The sequence below is a fragment of the Actinoplanes utahensis genome (assembly GCF_016862455.1).
GTDB classification, from domain to species: domain Bacteria; phylum Actinomycetota; class Actinomycetes; order Mycobacteriales; family Micromonosporaceae; genus Actinoplanes; species Actinoplanes utahensis.
In genome coordinates, this window is record NZ_BOMZ01000111.1 from 33,810 (window position 1) to 51,101 (window position 17,292).

At 71.6% G+C, this 17,292-nt stretch carries 15 protein-coding genes; 14 read left to right on the forward strand and 1 reads right to left on the reverse strand.

Going from position 1 to position 17,292, the window contains the following annotated elements:
- The first annotated feature begins 20 nt into the window (after nucleotides 1-20).
- From Aut01nite_RS39600 to Aut01nite_RS39665, 14 genes are all read left to right on the forward strand, one after another.
- Nucleotides 21-1,766, forward strand: coding sequence for an ATP-binding protein (locus tag Aut01nite_RS39600; RefSeq protein ID WP_043526426.1), 1,746 nt, complete (start codon nucleotides 21-23; stop codon nucleotides 1,764-1,766).
- Between the two features lie 21 nt (nucleotides 1,767-1,787).
- Complete coding sequence (locus Aut01nite_RS39605) at nucleotides 1,788-2,942, forward strand: exonuclease SbcCD subunit D (RefSeq protein WP_043526428.1); 1,155 nt, start codon at nucleotides 1,788-1,790, stop codon at nucleotides 2,940-2,942.
- Nucleotides 2,939-5,428 carry an AAA family ATPase gene (locus tag Aut01nite_RS39610; RefSeq protein ID WP_043526429.1) on the forward strand — a complete coding sequence of 830 codons (2,490 nt, stop codon included), beginning with the start codon at nucleotides 2,939-2,941 and terminating at the stop codon, nucleotides 5,426-5,428. The genes Aut01nite_RS39605 and Aut01nite_RS39610 overlap by 4 nt, the downstream gene beginning before the upstream one ends.
- Nucleotides 5,425-6,396: a hypothetical protein gene (locus tag Aut01nite_RS39615; RefSeq protein ID WP_173476695.1), complete on the forward strand. Its 972-nt coding sequence runs from the start codon at nucleotides 5,425-5,427 to the stop codon at nucleotides 6,394-6,396. Before Aut01nite_RS39610 ends, Aut01nite_RS39615 begins: the two co-directional genes overlap by 4 nt.
- Nucleotides 6,397-7,159: 763 nt before the next feature.
- Nucleotides 7,160-7,837 (forward strand): sigma-70 family RNA polymerase sigma factor, encoded by a 678-nt coding sequence (locus Aut01nite_RS39620; protein WP_043526431.1) that lies wholly within the window; start codon nucleotides 7,160-7,162, stop codon nucleotides 7,835-7,837.
- Nucleotides 7,834-8,613, forward strand: coding sequence for an anti-sigma factor (locus Aut01nite_RS39625; RefSeq protein WP_204037909.1), 780 nt, complete (start codon nucleotides 7,834-7,836; stop codon nucleotides 8,611-8,613). Before Aut01nite_RS39620 ends, Aut01nite_RS39625 begins: the two co-directional genes overlap by 4 nt.
- A 203-nt stretch (nucleotides 8,614-8,816) precedes the next feature.
- Entirely contained in the window at nucleotides 8,817-9,527 is a 711-nt protein-coding gene (locus tag Aut01nite_RS39630) for a COG4315 family predicted lipoprotein (RefSeq protein ID WP_043526433.1), read from the forward strand.
- A 32-nt stretch (nucleotides 9,528-9,559) separates the two neighbouring features.
- Complete coding sequence (locus Aut01nite_RS39635) at nucleotides 9,560-10,336, forward strand: DUF4142 domain-containing protein (protein WP_043526558.1); 777 nt, start codon at nucleotides 9,560-9,562, stop codon at nucleotides 10,334-10,336.
- Nucleotides 10,337-10,373: 37 nt separating this feature from the next.
- Nucleotides 10,374-11,612 (forward strand): hypothetical protein, encoded by a 1,239-nt coding sequence (locus tag Aut01nite_RS39640; RefSeq protein ID WP_043526434.1) that lies wholly within the window; start codon nucleotides 10,374-10,376, stop codon nucleotides 11,610-11,612.
- Between the two features lie 269 nt (nucleotides 11,613-11,881).
- Complete coding sequence (locus Aut01nite_RS39645; RefSeq protein WP_173476697.1) at nucleotides 11,882-12,778, forward strand: DNA-3-methyladenine glycosylase family protein; 897 nt, start codon at nucleotides 11,882-11,884, stop codon at nucleotides 12,776-12,778.
- A 27-nt stretch (nucleotides 12,779-12,805) separates the two neighbouring features.
- Entirely contained in the window at nucleotides 12,806-14,080 is a 1,275-nt protein-coding gene (locus tag Aut01nite_RS39650) for a hemolysin family protein (RefSeq protein WP_043526436.1), read from the forward strand.
- 46 nt (nucleotides 14,081-14,126) lie between these two features.
- The gene (locus tag Aut01nite_RS39655; RefSeq protein WP_052163878.1) at nucleotides 14,127-14,693 is read left to right on the forward strand and encodes a GAF domain-containing protein; all 567 of its coding nucleotides are present in this window, start codon (nucleotides 14,127-14,129) and stop codon (nucleotides 14,691-14,693) included.
- Nucleotides 14,694-14,719: 26 nt separating this feature from the next.
- Nucleotides 14,720-14,923, forward strand: coding sequence for a hypothetical protein (locus Aut01nite_RS39660; protein WP_043526438.1), 204 nt, complete (start codon nucleotides 14,720-14,722; stop codon nucleotides 14,921-14,923).
- A 43-nt stretch (nucleotides 14,924-14,966) separates the two neighbouring features.
- Nucleotides 14,967-15,875 carry a diacylglycerol/lipid kinase family protein gene (locus Aut01nite_RS39665; RefSeq protein WP_043526440.1) on the forward strand — a complete coding sequence of 303 codons (909 nt, stop codon included), beginning with the start codon at nucleotides 14,967-14,969 and terminating at the stop codon, nucleotides 15,873-15,875.
- A 189-nt stretch (nucleotides 15,876-16,064) separates the two neighbouring features.
- On the opposite strand, the gene Aut01nite_RS39670 is transcribed toward Aut01nite_RS39665, so the two are convergent.
- Nucleotides 16,065-17,162, reverse strand: a complete 1,098-nt coding sequence (locus Aut01nite_RS39670; RefSeq protein ID WP_043526441.1) for an MBL fold metallo-hydrolase — start codon at nucleotides 17,160-17,162, stop codon at nucleotides 16,065-16,067.
- Nucleotides 17,163-17,292 lie beyond the last annotated feature (130 nt).

Sequence of the window (17,292 nt, forward strand, 5' to 3'; positions counted from 1 at the left end):
TGTCGTACCTCTGAGGCAACATGATCCCCGTGTCTGATGAAACTTCCCCCGTCGGACGCGTGCTGGGCACTGCGGACGCCACGCCTCTGCAGTTCTGGACCGCGGTCACCCCGGGCAGCTATCTCCAGCTCGATGACGTCGTGGTCACCAAGCGCGACCTGCCGGACCGCGAGCCGGTGACGATCGCCGGGGTGGTGACCCAGGTGCGCGCGCGGCACGAGGGAGCCCAGTTCGACTCGGACGTGTTCGCCATCGCCGACGGCACGCTGCCCGCGATGGTGCAGGAGGCGGCCGAGATCACCACCACCCGCGTCGATCCGGAGCTCTACGTGCCGCCCGCCCCCGGCGCGGTGGTGCACCGGGCGTCCGGTGACGCGCGTGACGCCGCCCTGCACTTCGACCGGATGGAGCGGCGGGTCCCGATGGGCACCGGCCGTGACGGGGTGCCGGTCTTCCTCAACGCCGACTTCCTCGACGGCACCCGCGGCGCCCACGTGTCGATCTCCGGGATCTCCGGGGTGGCCACCAAGACCAGCTTCGCGACGTTCCTGCTCTATTCGGTGTTCCGGTCCGGGCAGCTCGGCGCGGACGGGACCAACGCCCGCGCCCTGATCTTCAACGTGAAGGGCGAGGACCTGCTCTTCCTCGACCACCCGAACACGAAGCTCGACGACCGGACCCGCGAGGCGTACGCGTTGCTCGGCCTGCCCGCCGCCCCCTTCCCGGACGTGCGGGTCTACGCGCCGCCGCGGGCCGGCGAGTCGTCCGGCGCGCCCGACGTGGCGAGCCGGCTCACCGGGGTCGACTCGTTCTACTGGACGCTCGCCGAGTTCTGCGACCTGAAACTCCTGCCGTACGTGTTCGCCGACGCCGACGACGAGCGCCAGCAGTACACGATGGTGGTCCACTCGGTGACCGCCCACCTGAACCGGTACGCGGTGCCCGCCGAGGGCGGCATCAGCATCGACGGCAAGCGGATCAGCTCGTACCAGGACCTCGTCGACCACATCGTCGAGCAGCTCACCGACGACGACACCCGGTCCACCTGGGCCGGCAGCGCGGTCAACATGGGCACCGTCAACGCGTTCGCCCGCCGCATGATCAACAGCAAGCGTGATCTGTCCCGGCTGATCCGCGGCGACCTGGCCCAGCGCCGCCCGCACCAGATCAAGACCGCCGACAGCGCCCAGGTCACCGTCGTCGACCTGCACAACCTGCCGGACCGGGCGCAGCGGTTCGTGGTCGGTGTGACGCTGAAGACGGAGTTCGAGGAGAAGGAGAAGTCCGGCACCGGCCGCCCGCTGCTCTTCGTCGTCCTCGACGAGCTCAACAAGTACGCCCCCCGCGAGGGCTCCTCGCCGATCAAGGAGGTTCTGCTCGACATCGCCGAGCGGGGCCGTTCGCTCGGCGTGATCCTGATCGGCGCCCAGCAGACGGCCAGCGAGGTGGAGCGGCGGATCGTCACCAACTCGGCGATCCGGGTGGTCGGTCGTCTCGACCCGGCCGAGGCGTCCCGCCCGGAGTACGGCTTCCTCCCTCCGGCGATGCGCCAGCGCGCGCTGCTGGCCCGGCCGGGCACGATGTTCGTCAACCAGCCGGACATCCCGGTTCCGCTCTGCGTCGAGTTCCCGTTCCCGGCGTGGGCGACCCGCAAGTCCGAGTCGGGCCCGCCGCCGGCCGAGACGCTCCGCTCGATAGTTCAGGGCGCCGACCCGTTCGCGGTGGTCGGCGGGCGACCAGGCGCCGACGACGACATCCCGTTCTAGAGACCGGACTAGGGTTCAGCGATGCGCATCCTGCACACCTCCGACTGGCACGTCGGCAAGGTCCTCAAGGGCCGCAACCGCTTCGAGGAGCACACGCGCGTGCTCGCCCAGGTGATCGACATCGCCCGGGAGGAGCGGCCGGACCTGGTGATCGTGGCCGGTGACCTCTACGACACGGCCGCGCCGACCGCGGACGCGACCCGCTTGGTCACCCGGGCGCTGTCCGCGCTGCGCAAGACCGGGGCCCGGGTGGTGGCGATCGGCGGCAACCACGACAACGGGGCCGCGCTGGACGCGTTGCGGCCGTGGGCCGACGCGGCCGGCATCGAGCTGCGGGGGTCGTACCCCAAGGGTGATCTCAACGATCTTCTGATCGAGGGGACCACCGAGGGTGGCGAGCGGTGGCGGCTTGCGGCCCTGCCGTTCCTCTCCCAGCGGTACGCGATCCGCGCCGCCGAGATGTACGAGCTGACCGCCGCCGAGGCCAACCAGACCTACGCCGACCTGGTCGCCCGCCTGATCGCCAAGATCAGCGAGCCGTTCGCGGAGCCCGGCGTGGTCAACCTGCTCACCGCGCACCTGACGATCGTCGGGGCGAGCACCGGCGGCGGCGAGCGGGAGGCGCACACCATCATGGGGTACGCGGTGCCCGCCACCGTCTTCCCGCCGAACGCGCACTACGTCGCTCTCGGCCACCTGCATCGCACCCAGTCGGTGATCTCCCCCTGTCCCACCCGGTACTCCGGCAGCCCGCTCGCCGTCGACTTCGGCGAGGAGGAGAACGTCTGCTCGGTCGCGATCGTCGACGTCTCGGCCGAGAAGGCGGCGCACGTCCGTGACGTGCCGGTGACCTCGGCGCTGACCTTGCGGACCGTGCGCGGCACCCTGGAACAGCTGGCCACGGTGAACCTTCCGGAGGCCTGGCTGCGTGTCCTGGTCCGGGAGGCGCCGCGCCCGGGCCTCCGCGAGGACGTGCAGGACCTCCTGCCGAACGCCCTGGAGGTGCGCATCGACCCGGACATGCTGCCGAGCCGTACCGGAGCCCGCGCCGCCGAACGGGCCGGCCGGTCCCCCCGCGAGCTCTTCGGCGACTACCTGGACAGTCGCGGCAACGCCGAGGAAGGCGTCCGCGAGCTCTTCGACGAGCTGTACGACGAGGTGAGCAGCAACCGATGAGGCCACTGAGGCTCGACATGGCCGGGTTCACGGTGTTCCGGGAGAACACGACGGTGGACTTCACCGACGCCGACTACTTCGCCCTGGTCGGCCCGACCGGATCCGGCAAGTCGACGGTGCTGGACGCGATCTGTTTCGCCCTCTACGGCACGGTGCCACGCTGGGGCGGGTCCCGGGGGATCGGCAACGCCCTCGCGCCGTCGGCCGCCGAGGCCCGGGTGCGCCTGGTCTTCGAGTCGGCCGGTGACCGGTTCGTGGCGACCCGGGTGGTCCGGCGGGACGGCCGGGGCAATGTGAAGACCGCGGGAGCCGGGCTGCAGTTGATGCCGCCCGGCTTCGACGTCACCAAGCTCGACACCGGCATGGACCTGGAGGATCTGGGCGAGGTGCTGGCCGGCACCCCCGCCGAGATGGACGCGGCGGTGCTGGACGCCGTCGGCCTGCCGTACGAGCAGTTCACCAGCTGTGTGGTGCTGCCGCAGGGACAGTTCGCCGACTTCCTGCACGCCAAACCGGCCACCCGGCAGCAGATCCTGGTCAACCTGCTCGGCCTGCACGTCTACGAGGAGGTGCAGGGCCGGGCGGCCGAGCGCGGCAAGACCGCCGAGGCGAAACTGAGCGTGGTCGAGCAGCAGATCGGCGCGCTGGACGACGCCACCGACGAGGCGGTCGGCACGGCCGCGGAGCACCTGGAGCGGATGCGGGAGCTGACCGCTGCCGTCGAGGCCGCCGTGCCGGGGCTGCGAGCCGCCCGGGAGGCCGAGGCCGCCGCCGCCGAGGCACGGGACGCGGTGGACGCGGAGCTGGCGGCGCTCGCCTCGGTGCGTACCCCGCCGGGGTTGTCCGAGGCCACCGGCGCGGTCGCCGCCGCCCGGGAGGCGGCCGCCCGCGCCGCCGACGACGTGCACACGGCCGAGGAGGCCGAGGAGAAGGTCCGCGGCGAGGTGGCCGCGGCCGGCGACCCGGGCCGCCTGCGGGTGGCCCTGGACCGGCATCACGAGCTGGCGAAACTCATCGAGCAGCAGGAGTGGTTCGCCGGGAAGGTGTCGGTCGCCGAGGTCGAGCACCGCGACGCGCTCGCCGCCGCCGAGCTGGCCCACGCCCACCACCTCGGCGCGCAGCAGCTGCTCGAGCAGGCCCGCCAGGCCTATCGGGAGGCCCAGCAGAGCGACCGGGCGGCGGCGCTGCGCGGCCACCTGACGGCGGGGCAGTCCTGCCCGGTCTGCGAGCAGACCGTCACGGTGGTGCCGGAGGTGCCGCACGAGTCCGCGGTGCGGCTGGCCGAGCAGGCCGGCAACGCCGCTCGCGAGGAGTCCGAGGCGGCGCAGGCCCGCTGGCGCGAGCGCGACGCGGTGGCCCGCAACCTGGCCAACGACCTGGAGCGCAAGCGCGGGCAGTACGAGCACCACCTGTCCCGGCTGGCCGAGGTGCGCAAGGCCGTGGAGGGGCTGCCCGACGCCGAGACGTTGCAGCGGCGCCTGGCCGAGCTGGGCGCGCTCCAGCGGCGCCTGGAGGACGCCGGGACGGCGGTGCGCGGCGCGCGGGAGGCGCTGCGCACGGCACAGCAGGTGGTCCGGGCCGCCGAGGACCAGCAGCGGACGGCGTGGCGCACCTTCGACGCCGTCCGGGACCGGCTGGCCCGGTTCGAGCCGCCGCCGGCCGACCGCGACGACCTCGCCGGCGCCTGGCAGGCCCTGGTCGCGTGGGCGGTCACCGAGCACGGCAACCGGCGCTCGGCCCGGGAGCAGGCCGAGCGGGCGGTGGCCGCGGCCCATCAGGAGACGGTCCGCGCCCGTGCCGACATCGTCGACCTGTTCACCGCCGCCGGCGTGCCCGGTCCCGCGTCGTACGACGAGTCCGGCCTGATCCGGGCCGCCGCGGTGGCCGCCGAACGGGCCGGGGCGGCCTGGCAGCGGCTCACCGAACGGCGCGAGCAGGCCCGCGCCGCCATCGAGCAGCGCGACGCCCTGGTGCGGGCGAGCCGGGTGGCGAAATCGCTGGCCGGGCACCTGCGGGCGAACAACTTCGAGCGCTGGCTCCTGGAGGAGGCACTGGATCTTCTGGTCGACGGCGCGTCCCGGATCCTGCGGGAGCTGACCGGCGGGCAGTACGAGCTGATGCACGAGAAGGGCGAGTTCTTCGTCGTGGACCACCACGACGCGGGGCTGCGCCGCGGGGTGCGGACACTGTCCGGCGGCGAGACGTTCCAGGCGTCGCTGGCGCTGGCGCTGGCCCTCTCCGAACAGCTGGCCGGGATGAGCACCACCGCGGCCAGCCTGGAGTCGATCGTGCTGGACGAGGGGTTCGGCACCCTGGACGCGGCCACCCTCGACGTGGTCGCCGCCACCCTGGAGAACCTCGCGGCGCGCGGGGACCGGATGGTCGGGCTGGTCACCCACGTGCACGCGCTGGCCGAGCGGGTTCCGGTGCGGTTCGAGGTGCGTAAGGACGCGCGTACCGCCCACGTCGAGAGGGTGGGCCTGTGACCAGGATGTTCGTCGACGCGTGGGACCCGTCGTACGGGTCGTCCTTCGAGGGCGGCGAGGGCGGGGACGGCCCGGCGTCGTCCAGCAGCGCCCAGGTGGACGTGGACGTGGAGGTGGCGGCCGCCGAGTGGGCGCCGATCGACGTGCCCGCGGGCGCGCGGGCGCCGGACGTGGTGTTCCTGGTCGACGGGGTGCGGCGCAACGACGCCGGACTGTGGACGGCCGAGGAGGACGGCACGTCGTACGCGGGGCTGGCCGCCTCGTACGCCGCCGGGGTGGTCCGCTGCGACCTGGCCCGCGGGATCGCCGAGCTGGCCGGGGCCCGGGTCGCCCGTGGCCTGTTCACGGCCAGCCCCAGCGCGACCGACGTGCAGGCCGGCTCGGTGCGTTACGAGGTGCACCGGATCAGCGGGGCCGGTGAGGCGAGCAAGCTGCCGGCCGCCGTGCAGGCGCCGCTGACCGCGCTGGAGATCGAGATCTCGGCGGCCGCCCGGGACGGCGGCTCGGACGGCGCCGACCTGCTCATCGTGGACGGTCCACTGCGTAACCGGCGGCAGCTGCCGCGCACCATCGGCTACGTGAAGACCCAGCAGAAGCACTATCTGCCGGCCGCTCAGGAGGCGATCGTGCCCCGGCTGCGGCCGGGTCAGCGCACGCCGGTCTTCCATCTGGGCACGGTGTGGGGCGGCTGGACGTGGTACCTGCGGCTGCCCGGCTCGTCCGGCGCGCCGTGGTCGGGCATCGTGCGGGTGGAGTGCTCGCCGGAGCTGACCGCGGAGCAGGCGATCGAGCTGGCCGACGTGTCGGTGGCGACGCTGCCGCGGTTCGCGTCGTCGGCCTACAAGGATCCGCGTGCCCCGCAGAACCTGGTGCCGATCGCGGGCCTGGAACGGCGGCTGCGGGGGATGCTCGGCGACGCCCGGGTCCTGCACCGGGCGCTCTCCCTGGCGACCAGCGCGGCCCGCTGAGGACCGTCCCGGCTCGGGTGTGGAGTTCGGGCGTCGTACGCCGGGGGCTCCACACACCACCTGCCGTGTGGAGTTCGGGCGGTCATGCGTGCCGGAACTCCACACGCGGCCTGTCGTGTGGTGGGGCCACAGGCGCCCTCGCCACACGCGCCGGGGGAGCCGGGGGTCGTCGTTTCGGTCACGGACCGTCAGCGGCGGCACCGGGCGGGGCCACGCCGAGTGTGATCGTTCACATGGTCGGCCCGGCAGGTGGGCCGGGACGTGCGATTCGTCCCGCTTTCTGAGACATCGACGAGATCGGCTTCAGGGCCGGCCGGATGACGCCTATTCGGGCATCCCGCTACCACCCGAACAGGGAATTCCTTAATGGGAGCGCTCCCGTACGGGTGTCGCCCGAAAGGGGCCGACCGGAATTATGGCATCCCCCGATCGGCTCGCAGAGGTGCCCTTTAAGCACCGACGACAACGCTGTGAAATCACTTGTTCACGCTACGAGATCACGCTCTCCGGCGACCCTGAGAATTATTCTCGCCGCTGTTGTCCAAGGGCTAAAGGCAGTGAGTATTATTCCGCCTTACCTGGCGTCCCAATCGGCGTTGATCAATACAGAGGGTGATCGGCGGCTGATGGTCCGTCTCGAACGCGAACGCAGCGGAGGACCGTTGAGACCAAGTGTCCCGGAAAATTCTGCCCCGGCTTTGATCCCGGCGGGGCTCCCCGGCCGTATCTCAGGCGACGGGGAAGGGTCCGGGCGGAGGTATCGATGCATGCGGTGGCCGAGGATCGGCTCGCGCCGGAGAGGGTGCGCGTGATGGCACGGCAATCCGGTGGTAGGTGGCAGGCTCTCGACGGTGGCAACCACCGTGACGAGGGCACGGTGATCCCGCGGCAGGGTCCGCGGCACGGCGCCGCTCCGAGCAGTGCTCCCAGCCACGAGGACACCCTCGTGAAGATGCTCTACGAGGAGCACGCGGGGCCGCTGCTGATGTTCGTGCTGCGGCTGACCGGCGGTGACCGGCAGCGTGCGGAGGACATCGTGCAGGAGACGCTGCTGCGTGCCTGGCGCAACGCGCACCGCCTGGGCGCCCAGGGGCAGCAGTCGCTGCGTCCCTGGCTCGTCACGGTGGCCCGCCGGATCGCCATCGACGAGCATCGCAGCGCGAGCGCCCGCCCCGCCGAGACGTATGATCGGGAGCTGGAGAGCTTCCCGACGACGTCCGACGAGACCGACAAGGTCCTGCAGTCGATGACCGTGTCGGACGCGCTCCGGCAGCTCAGCCATTCGCACCGGGAGATCCTGATCGAGACGTACTTCCGCGGTCGCACCGTCCCGGAGGCCGCCGAGTCGCTGAACCTGCCGCTCGGCACGGCCAAGTCGCGGGTGTACTACGCGCTGCGTGCGCTGCGTACGGCGCTGCAGCAGCGGGGGGTGACGGAATGACACAGGACCAGCAGCACTACGACGTCGCGTCGTACGCGCTCGGCATCCTGGACGACCGGGACGCCGCCCGGTTCGAGGACCATCTCATCGACTGCGCCCAGTGTGCGTACGAGCTGGAGTCGTTCGTCCAGGTGGCGGACGTCCTCTCGACCGTCGACGGGGAGGCCTTCGAGGCCGCCGAACGGGCCGAGCGGGACGGTCAGGTGCTGCACAAGATGCTCGGCGAGGTCGGCGCGGAGCGGCAGCGGGCCAACAGCCGCCGCCTCTACTCGCTGGCCGCCGCCGTGGTCGTCTTCGCGATGCTGTCGATCGGCGCGCTGTTCGCCGGCGGCAAGTGGCTCGGCCCCGACGAGCCCCGGAACTCGCCGGACACCACGGCCCGCGGCTCCAGCGAGATCGAGCCGCTGCCGAACCTCGACGGCCCGGGCGTCGGCGGCACCAAGCTGCCCGGCGACAACCTGGCCGGCACCGACAACCGGACCAATGTGGCCGCCGCGGTCGGCCTGCTGCAGAAGGACTGGGGCACCCAGGTGTCCTTCATGCTCACCGGCATCAAGGGGCCGAAGAAGTGCGCCCTCGTGCTGGTGCGCACCGACGGGACCTCGGAGAAGGTCGCCGACTGGACCGTCACCGAGGCCGGGTGGGGCACCGCCGCCAACCCGAACGCGCTGATGCTCCAGGCGATCACCGCGACCCCGCGCAAGGAGATCGCGCACGTGCGGGTGCAGGAGATCACCGCGAGTGGCGCGGGCGAGACTCTGGTCAGCCTTCCGTAACCGTCCGAACACGAGAATGGCCCGGCCGCGTCAGCGGCCGGGCCATTTTTGCCTGGAGGATCTTACTTTTACGTACGCGACGGCCGGAAGGTTCAACCGAAAAATCATTGATTTGATCCACCCGAATGTTCAACCGACTTCGCACCCTCTCCGTACTACTGCCCGGAAATGGCCAAAGCCATGACATAGCCGGGAGGGGCCACGTGGTACCGGAGAAGCGAAAGTGGAAGGTCGTTGGAGCAGCACTGGCGGCGGGGCTGGCCCTGTCGGCGTGTGCCCCGACCGGATACACCGCGGCCGACTACGGCAACGCCGCCGAGCCCGCGTCCAACGACGTCGCGGCCACGCCGGGCGCGACCGCCGGGGCAGAGGCCGAGGCCGACCCCACCGCCGAGGCGACGGCGCCGGCCGCACCGGCCGGCGGCGGCGAGGCGAACACCGCAGAGATCAGTGACGAGCTGGCCACCACGGAGCTCAACGCCGCGAAGGTCGCCCGGATGGGCACCACCGTCCAGGACGAGGACGGCTTCGTGCTGTACCGGTTCGACGACGACGGGGACGACCCGGCGAAGTCGAACTGCAACGGCGACTGCGCCAAGGTGTGGCCGCCCGCGTACACCAACGACGGCGAGCCCACCCTCAAGGGCGTCAACAAGGCCCTGGTCGGCACGGTGACCCGGGCGGACGGCACCAAGCAGCTGACCCTCAAGGGCTGGCCGCTCTACCGCTACATCGGCGACAAGAAGCCGGGTCAGTGGAAGGGCCAGAACGTCGGCGGCAAGTGGTTCGTGATCCAGCCGAACGGCGCGAAGAACCTCACCTGTCTCCCCGCCGTCTCGAAGGCGGTCGCTCCGCCCGCCGACGACAGCTCCGGCGCGGCCGGCAGCGACTCGAGCGGCGACATCAGCTACTGAATCGGCACAGGCACCGGAAGTTGGAGGACAAGATGCAGACCCGCCGTATCCCCCGATGGCTGGTCGGAACCCTGGCACTGGCATGCGCGTTCCTGATGACGCCGGCCGGGGTGGCTCACGCCGACGAACCTGTGCCCGTGCCGCCGAACACCGGCCTGACCGACACCGGGAACGGCGTCATCAGCGCCGCGGACCGGGACTTCGTCGTCAAGGTGCGGCTCGCCGGGCTCTGGGAGGTCCCGGCCGGCAACATGGCGCAGGAGAAGTCGGACAACGCGAACGTCGCGAAGATCGGCAAGGCCATCGCCGCTCAGCACGTCGCTCTCGACAACCTGACCATCGCCGCGGCCAAGAAGCTGGGCATCAGCCTGCCGAACAAGCCGAACGGCGACCAGCAGGCCTGGCTCAACGAGATGAAGACGGCGCCCACCGCGCGTCAGTTCGAGCAGCTCTTCATCGACCGGCTGCGGTCCGCCCACGGCAAGATCTTCCCGGCCATCGCCACGATCCGCGCCACCACGCGCAACGACACGGTCCGCAAGCTCGCGCAGCAGACCAACCAGTTCGTGATGACGCACATGACCCTGCTGGAGAGCAGCGGCATCGTCGACTACGCCGCGCTGCCCACGGCCCCGGCTCCGGCCGCCGCCGCGGGGCTCGGACCGGTCGCCATCGACAACCAGATGCTCGTGGCAGCCGAAAAGGGCGAGAACATGCCCGGACTCAGCAACACCGTGATCCTGTTGGTCCTCGCTGCCGCGCTGGTGGTCGGGGTCGTAACGACCATGCGCATCTTCCGCGCGCGGTAAGTCGAATCGCCCACGGCGACGAAGAAAGGTGTCACCCATGCGAAGGTCCAAGTACCGCCGCGCCAATTCTCCGACTTGGTTCAGCGGTCGGCGCCGCGTCATCGCCATCGCCGCAGCGTCTGCGGCTGCGTTCGCCGGCGTAGTGACCGTCACGCAGATCTCCAACGCGGCCACCGAGAGTGACCAGGTCACCGACCGGGCCCTCGCCGCGTGCGACGATCTGGCGGCGCCCAAGTCGGCCAAGCTCTCCACTCAGACCCGCAAGGGTACGTACACCACGAACAACGGCCAGGTCACGCAGCACGCGGACGACGGCGCCGGCGACGTGGCCTCGACGGCGGACGTGCGCGCCCGCTGCCGCGAGTGGGTGCTGCAGAACGTCTCGGCCGAGGGAACCGCCCAGGCGGAGACCCTGGCCCGGCGTAACCGTGGCAACAACGGCGGCGGCAACAACAATGGCGGCCAGAACGGCGGCCAGAACGGCGGCCAGAACGGCGGCCAGAACGGCGGGCAGCAGCCCAGCGCCGCGCCGTCCGACCCGGCGGCCAGCGAGCCCGCCGAGGACGGCCAGAACCAGGGTGGCGGTGACCAGAACCAGGGCGGTGGCGGTCAGAACCAGGGCGGTGGCGGTCAGAACCAGGGCGGTGGCGGCCAGAACAACGGTGGCGGCCAGAACAACGGTGGCGGCCAGAACAACGGCGGCGGCCAGGCGACCACTCCGCCGCCCGGCGCCGGCCTCGGCATCCTGACCAACAGCTGTGAGGACTCCGACCTGGAGGCGCACGACGGCTTCCAGCGCGGCAACCGGTGTGTCTCGACCGAGTTCGGTGAGGTCGGCGCGGCCGCCAACAACCCGACCCTGCTGATCACCAACGCTCCCCGCCAGGTCAACCGGAACCAGCCGTTCACCCTGCAGGTGAGCACCCGGAACCTGATCCGGGACCGGTTCCTCGCGGCCGGCCAGGGCGGTTACTACGTGGAGTCCAGCGTGCTTCAGGGCGGCCTGGTCCGCGGTCACTTCCACACCGCGTGCCGGATCCTGGACAGCCAGAACCAGGCGCCCGCCCCGGACCCGGTCCCGGCGTTCTTCGTCGCGACCGAGGACAGCCGCGGCGGCGCCCAGCCGGACACCGTCGCCATCCAGGTGCCGGGTCTGCCCCAGTCGGGCACCTTCCAGTGTTCTTCGTGGGCCGGTGACGGCTCGCACCGTACGCCGATGATGGAGCGCGCCAACCAGACGCCTGCCTTCGACTCCGTTCGGATCCGCGTCCGCTGATCGTGGAGCCGGCCCGCCGCTGAGGCCGGGAACGAGCCGGTCCGAGGATCCACGCGTCCCGGACCGGGCCCCCCGACGTTCCCGTCCCGCGTCCTTCCCCCTGCCGGACGCGCAGGTGGCGGACCGCCCGGCCACCACCGGGCGACGGCTCCACCCCGGGTGACCGGATCGACTTCTCGGGTGTCCGGTCACCCGTACCGATGGCCCTGACCACGGAGCATGGTCAGGGCCATCGGCGTGCCCGGCGGTGGCATAGTGGCCCGGTGACCGTGACCCGACGGCTGACACCACCGGAGCGCTACGCCTTCGGCGCCTCGGTGCGGCCGCTGCTGGTGCCGAAATCCGATCCGTGCGGGCGGTACGCCGACGACGGGTTCTGGCTCGCGTTGCGTACACCGCAGGGTCCGGCTTCTCTGCACCTGGCCCGCGAAGCGGGTGATCTGATCGCGACCGGTCATGGACCGGGAGCGCGATGGGCTGTGGACCGGGCCGACGCGATCGCCGGTCTGCGCGACGACGTGAGCGGCTTCCCGGTGCTCGCCGCACGCCATCCGCTGGTCCACCGGCTCGCCAGGACCTTTTCGGGGGTACGCCTCCCGGCCACCGGCCTGCTCTTCCCGCGTCTGCTGCGGGCGATCCTGGAGCAGAAGGTGACCGGCAAGGAGGCGCACCGGTCGTACCGGGCGATCTGCCGGCATTTCGGCGAGCCCGCCCCCGGCCCGGCCGGCCTGGTCCTGCCGCCGGATCCGGCCGCGGTGGCCGCCGCCGCCTACTGGGAGTTCCATCCGTTCGGTGTCGAGCAGCGCCGCACCCAGGCGCTGCTGCGCGCCGCCCTGGTCGCCGACCGGCTGGAACGCTGCGCCGACGCCGCCGAGGCGACCGCCCGGATGACCGCCCTGCCCGGCATCGGCCCGTGGACGGCCGCCGAGACGGTCCGGTTCGCCTACGGGGATTCGGACGCTGTCAGCGTCGGGGACTTCCACATCCCGAACACGGTCGCCTACGCCCTGGCCGGTGAGGCTCGCGGCACCGACGAGCGGATGCTGGAGCTGCTGGAACCGTTCCGCGGGCACCGGGGCCGGGTCTGTGACCTGTTCGCCCTGGGCGGGATCACGGCGCCGAAGTTCGGTCCCCGGATGCCGCTGCGGTCGTTCTCCCGATTCTGATCGGCTCGGCTCGCTAACTTTGGTGACATGGAAGGCGTTTGGCCGATCTTACTGGTATTTGTTCTCATTCTGGGCAATGCCGTGTTCACCGGCAGCGAGATGGCGCTGATCTCGCTGCGGGAGGGTCAGGTGCAGCGTCTGGAGCGGGAGTCCCGGTCCGGCCGGGTGCTGGCCCGGCTCAGCCGCGACTCCAACCGCTTCCTGGCCACCATCCAGATCGGCATCACCCTGGCCGGATTCCTGGCCTCCGCGGTGGTCGCGCTCTACCTCTCCGATCCGCTCGTCGCCCGGCTGGGATTCCTCGGCACCGCGGCCGAGCCGGTCGCCACCTTCCTGGTCACCCTGCTCCTCACCTTCGTCACCCTGGTCTTCGGGGAACTCGCGCCGAAACGGATCGCGATGCAACGGGCCGAGGACTGGGCGATGCTGATGGCCCGGCCACTGGATCTGCTGTCGACCTTCTCCCGCCCGGCGGTCTGGCTGCTCGGCCGGGCCACCGACGGGGTGGTCCGGCTGGCCGGCGGCGACCCGGACGCCCGGCGCGACGAGGTCACCCCGGAGGAGATCCGCGACATGGTCGCGGCCCAGCGGGAGTTCTCCGCCGAGCAGCGGACCATCATCTCCGGAGCCTTCGAGATCGCCGACCGGATCCTGCGGGAGATCCTGGTGCCCCGCCGGGACGTGCTCTCGCTGCCCAGCGGCCGGCCGGCGCCCGAGGCGCTGCGCACCCTGATCGACGGTGGGCACTCCCGGGCCCCGGTGATCGGCCCGGCCGGGCTGGACGACGTGATCGGCATCGTGCACCTGCGGGACCTGGTCGGGGCGGACGGGCCGGTCGACGACGTGGCCCGGCCGCCGCTGTTCCTGCCGGAGACGCTGCGGGTGTCCGACGCGCTCAAGCAGTTGCGTGCCGAGCGGCAGCCGCTCGCCCTGATCGTCGACGAGCGTGGCGCCATCGAGGGCATCGTCACCATCGAGGACCTGGTCGAGGAGATCGTGGGGGAGATCTACGACGAGACCGACGCGGACGTCGCGGCCACCGTTCGGGAGGACGACGGGGCCCTGCTCATGCCGGGTTCGTTCCCCATCCACGACCTGCCGGACGTCGGGTTCCACGGCAACGCGCCGGAGGAGGGCGACTACACCACGGTCGCCGGGATGGTGCTGGCCCGGCTCGGGCACATCCCGACCGAGCCGGGCGAGGTGGTGACGCTGCCCGAGTTCACCGCCGAGGTGACCGAGGTGACCGGGCGGGCGATCACCGGCCTCCGGGTGCGGGCGCTGCCCGGGGACATCGACTGACCTCCTGTGCGACGCCGGCCCGGCCGTCGGGCATAGCCTGCCGTCCATGACAGAGCCGTCGAACGCGTACGAGTACCTGGACCACGTCGATCCGCGGGAACGCGCCCGGCTCGCGGCCGTGCGCCGGTACCGGCTCGTCGATCAGCCGGTCGAGGACGCGTACGACCGGATCGCCTTCATCGCGGGCGCGCTGTTCGGCACGCCCATCGCCACGGTGTCGCTCGTCGAGCAGGACCGGGTGTGGCTGGCCGCCTGTCACGGGCTGACCGGGGTGCGGCAGATCGGCAAGGAGCCCGGTCTGTGCGCCTCGGTGATCGCCCAGGACGACGTCTACGTGATCAACGACGCGGCCGTGGACCCGCGCACGCTCGAGCACCCGCTGGTCCGCGGCGAGCTGGGCCTGCGGTTCTACGCCGCCGCGCCGATCCGCACCCACGACGGGTACCGCCTCGGCACCGTCAACGTGATCGACAGCGTGCCGCGGGAGGCGGACCCGCGCCGGCTCCAGGCGCTCGAGCACCTCGCCGCGATCGTCGCCGACGAGCTGGAGCTGCGGCTCATGGTCATCCGCAGCGCCGCCGCCGAACAACGCATGCGGGAATCGGTGAACTGATCGTCCGGGCTGGGTAATACAGCGGCATGTTCATCTGGAGTTTCGTCCGCCGTGCCGTCCTGACCGCCGTCCTCGTCCCGCTCGGCGTCGCCGGAGCCCGCAGGCTCAGCGACACCGTCGAGCGCCGGCGGGGCCCGAACAACCGTGCGTCCCGGCTGCTGCGGCAGGGCGCCGACACCGCGCAGACCCTGTTCGGCCGGAAGAAGAAGCGCCGCTTCGGCTTCCTGTGAAGCCGGGTTTGATGCGAACCGCTGACCGGGTAACGGCGGCGACATGCGAACCCCCCGCACGATCGCCGTCGTTGCCCACCAGCGCAAGACCCTCGGTGGCGGCCTCGACGAACTACGCCGCCTGCTCACCGGCCGCGGCGTCGAGAAGCTGATCTGGTACGAGGTCCCCAAGAGCCGCAAGGCCCCGAAGAAGGTCCGCAAGGCTGTTCAGGCCGGCGTCGACCTGCTCGTGGTCTGGGGCGGCGACGGCATGGTCCAGCGCACCTTGGACGTGCTCGCCCACGAGAAGGGTGGCGGGAAGATCCCGGTCGCGATCATGCCGGCCGGCACCGGCAACCTGTTCGCCGGCAATCTCGGCATCCCCACCGATCTGGCGAAGGCCGTCGACATCGCGTTCACCGGCGAGCGCCGCCGCTTCGACCTGGGCCGGCTCGACGGCGAGCACTTCGCCGTGATGGCCGGTGTCGGCTTCGACGGGGCGATGATCAAGGACGCCGACGGGGCGCTCAAGGACCGGCTGGGCAAGCTCGCCTACGTCTGGACCGGTCTGCGCCACGTCAACGGCGAGGCGCCCCGCGCCAAGATCAAAATCGACGGCACCGACTGGTTCGACGACGAGGCCAGCTGCGTGCTGATCGGCAACGTGGGCCGGATCACCGGCGGCATCGAGGCCTTCGACGACGCCTCGCCCGACGACGGCTGGCTCGACGTCGGCGTCGCCACCGCGCAGAACGCCGTCCAGTGGGCCCGCGCGCTCGGCACCATGGCCGTCACCCGCTCCGACCACTCCCCGTTCGTCCGCACCACCCGCGCCCGCCGCATCGACGTCACCTTGGAGTCGAAACTCGAATACGAACTCGACGGCGGCGCCCGAGCCAAGACCAAGAAGTTCACCGCCGAGGTGGTTCCCGCCGCCGTCCAGATCTGCGTCCCCACCACCCAACAGCCGTAGCCGCGCCCCACTCTCCCCGTAGTCTTCGGTGTGCGCGTGGCCACAGAACTGCCCGCAAAATGCCGCCGATGTCGAGACAGTCGATCTTCCGACGCCCAGTGGTTTTTGCTGGGCGGCGGAAAATCGACTGTCTCGACACCGGTTACCAGGCATTTTGCCGCGGAGCGAAGCGAAGCCAGCTAGCTCAGCTCAGCCCTGCCACCAGCCGTCCACCGCCGGCGGGTTGTCGATGTCGATCCGTTCGCCGGGGCGGGGCACCGCCAGGGTGACGCCGCGGGCCTTGGCCTCCCGCCAGGTGCGGTCGGCGGGCTCGGACCAATCGTGCAGGGCCAGGTTGAACGTGGCCCAGTGCACCGGGATCATCACGCCGGCCCGCACGTCCACGTGGGTGGCGACGCCGTCCTCGGGGGTCATGTGGATGTCCGGCCAGGCGTCTCCGTACGCCCCGACCTGCACCAGCGACGCGTCGAACGGGCCGTGTTCGGCGCCGATCGCCGCGAATCCGTCGAAGTAACCGGTGTCGCCGGAGTAGAACACCTTCCGGGTCGGGCCGTTGATCACCCAGCTGGCCCAGAGCGTCTCGTCGCGGCCCAGTCCGCGGCCGGAGAAGTGCCGGGCGGGGGTGGCGACGAATTCGATCCCGGCGACGGTGGCCCGTTCGTTCCAGTCGAGCTCGACGATGCGCGGCGCGGGGACACCCCAGCGTTCCAGGTGCGCGCCGACGCCCAGCGGCACCAGGAACCGGGCGGCCTGCAGGTCCACCAGGGTCTGGATGGTGGCCATGTCGAGGTGGTCGTAGTGGTCGTGGGAGATCACCACGGCGTCGATCGGGGGCAGGTCGCGCAGCGCGATCGGCGGTTCGTGCAGCCGGCGGGGGCCGGCCAGCCGGGACGGGGAACAGCGGTCGCTCCACACCGGGTCGAGCAGGACCCGGCTGCCCTCGATCTCGATCAGCGCGGAGGAGTGCCCGTACCACGTCACGTGCAGACCTTGGGCGTCGCCGCCCGGCTCCGGGGTGACGAGCGGAACCGGCTGAGGCGGGCGGCGCGCCTCGCGGCCGGTGGCGGCGGCGACGGCCAGCCGGGGCATCGACGCCGCGACCAGGTCGGTGGCGGGGACGGTGTTGCGGAACTTCCCACCGGAGAACTGTGGCGACGCCTCCACGCGGGCCAGGCGGGTGCCCCGCGAGCGCGCGCCGAGCTGGGCGGGGATGTCACGGGCGGCCCAGACCGCCGCGGCGCCCAGGGCCAGTGCCATCACGGTACGGGTTCGCGTTCGCTTAGCCATGACCACCAGTCTGGCCCTCCCCGGTCACCGGCTGCCACCGCCACCCACAGCATCTCCTCAGCAAGTGACCGGTATGACACACTGCCGCGGTGACGCTCCATACCCTTCAGGCGCAGCAGCACCTCATCGT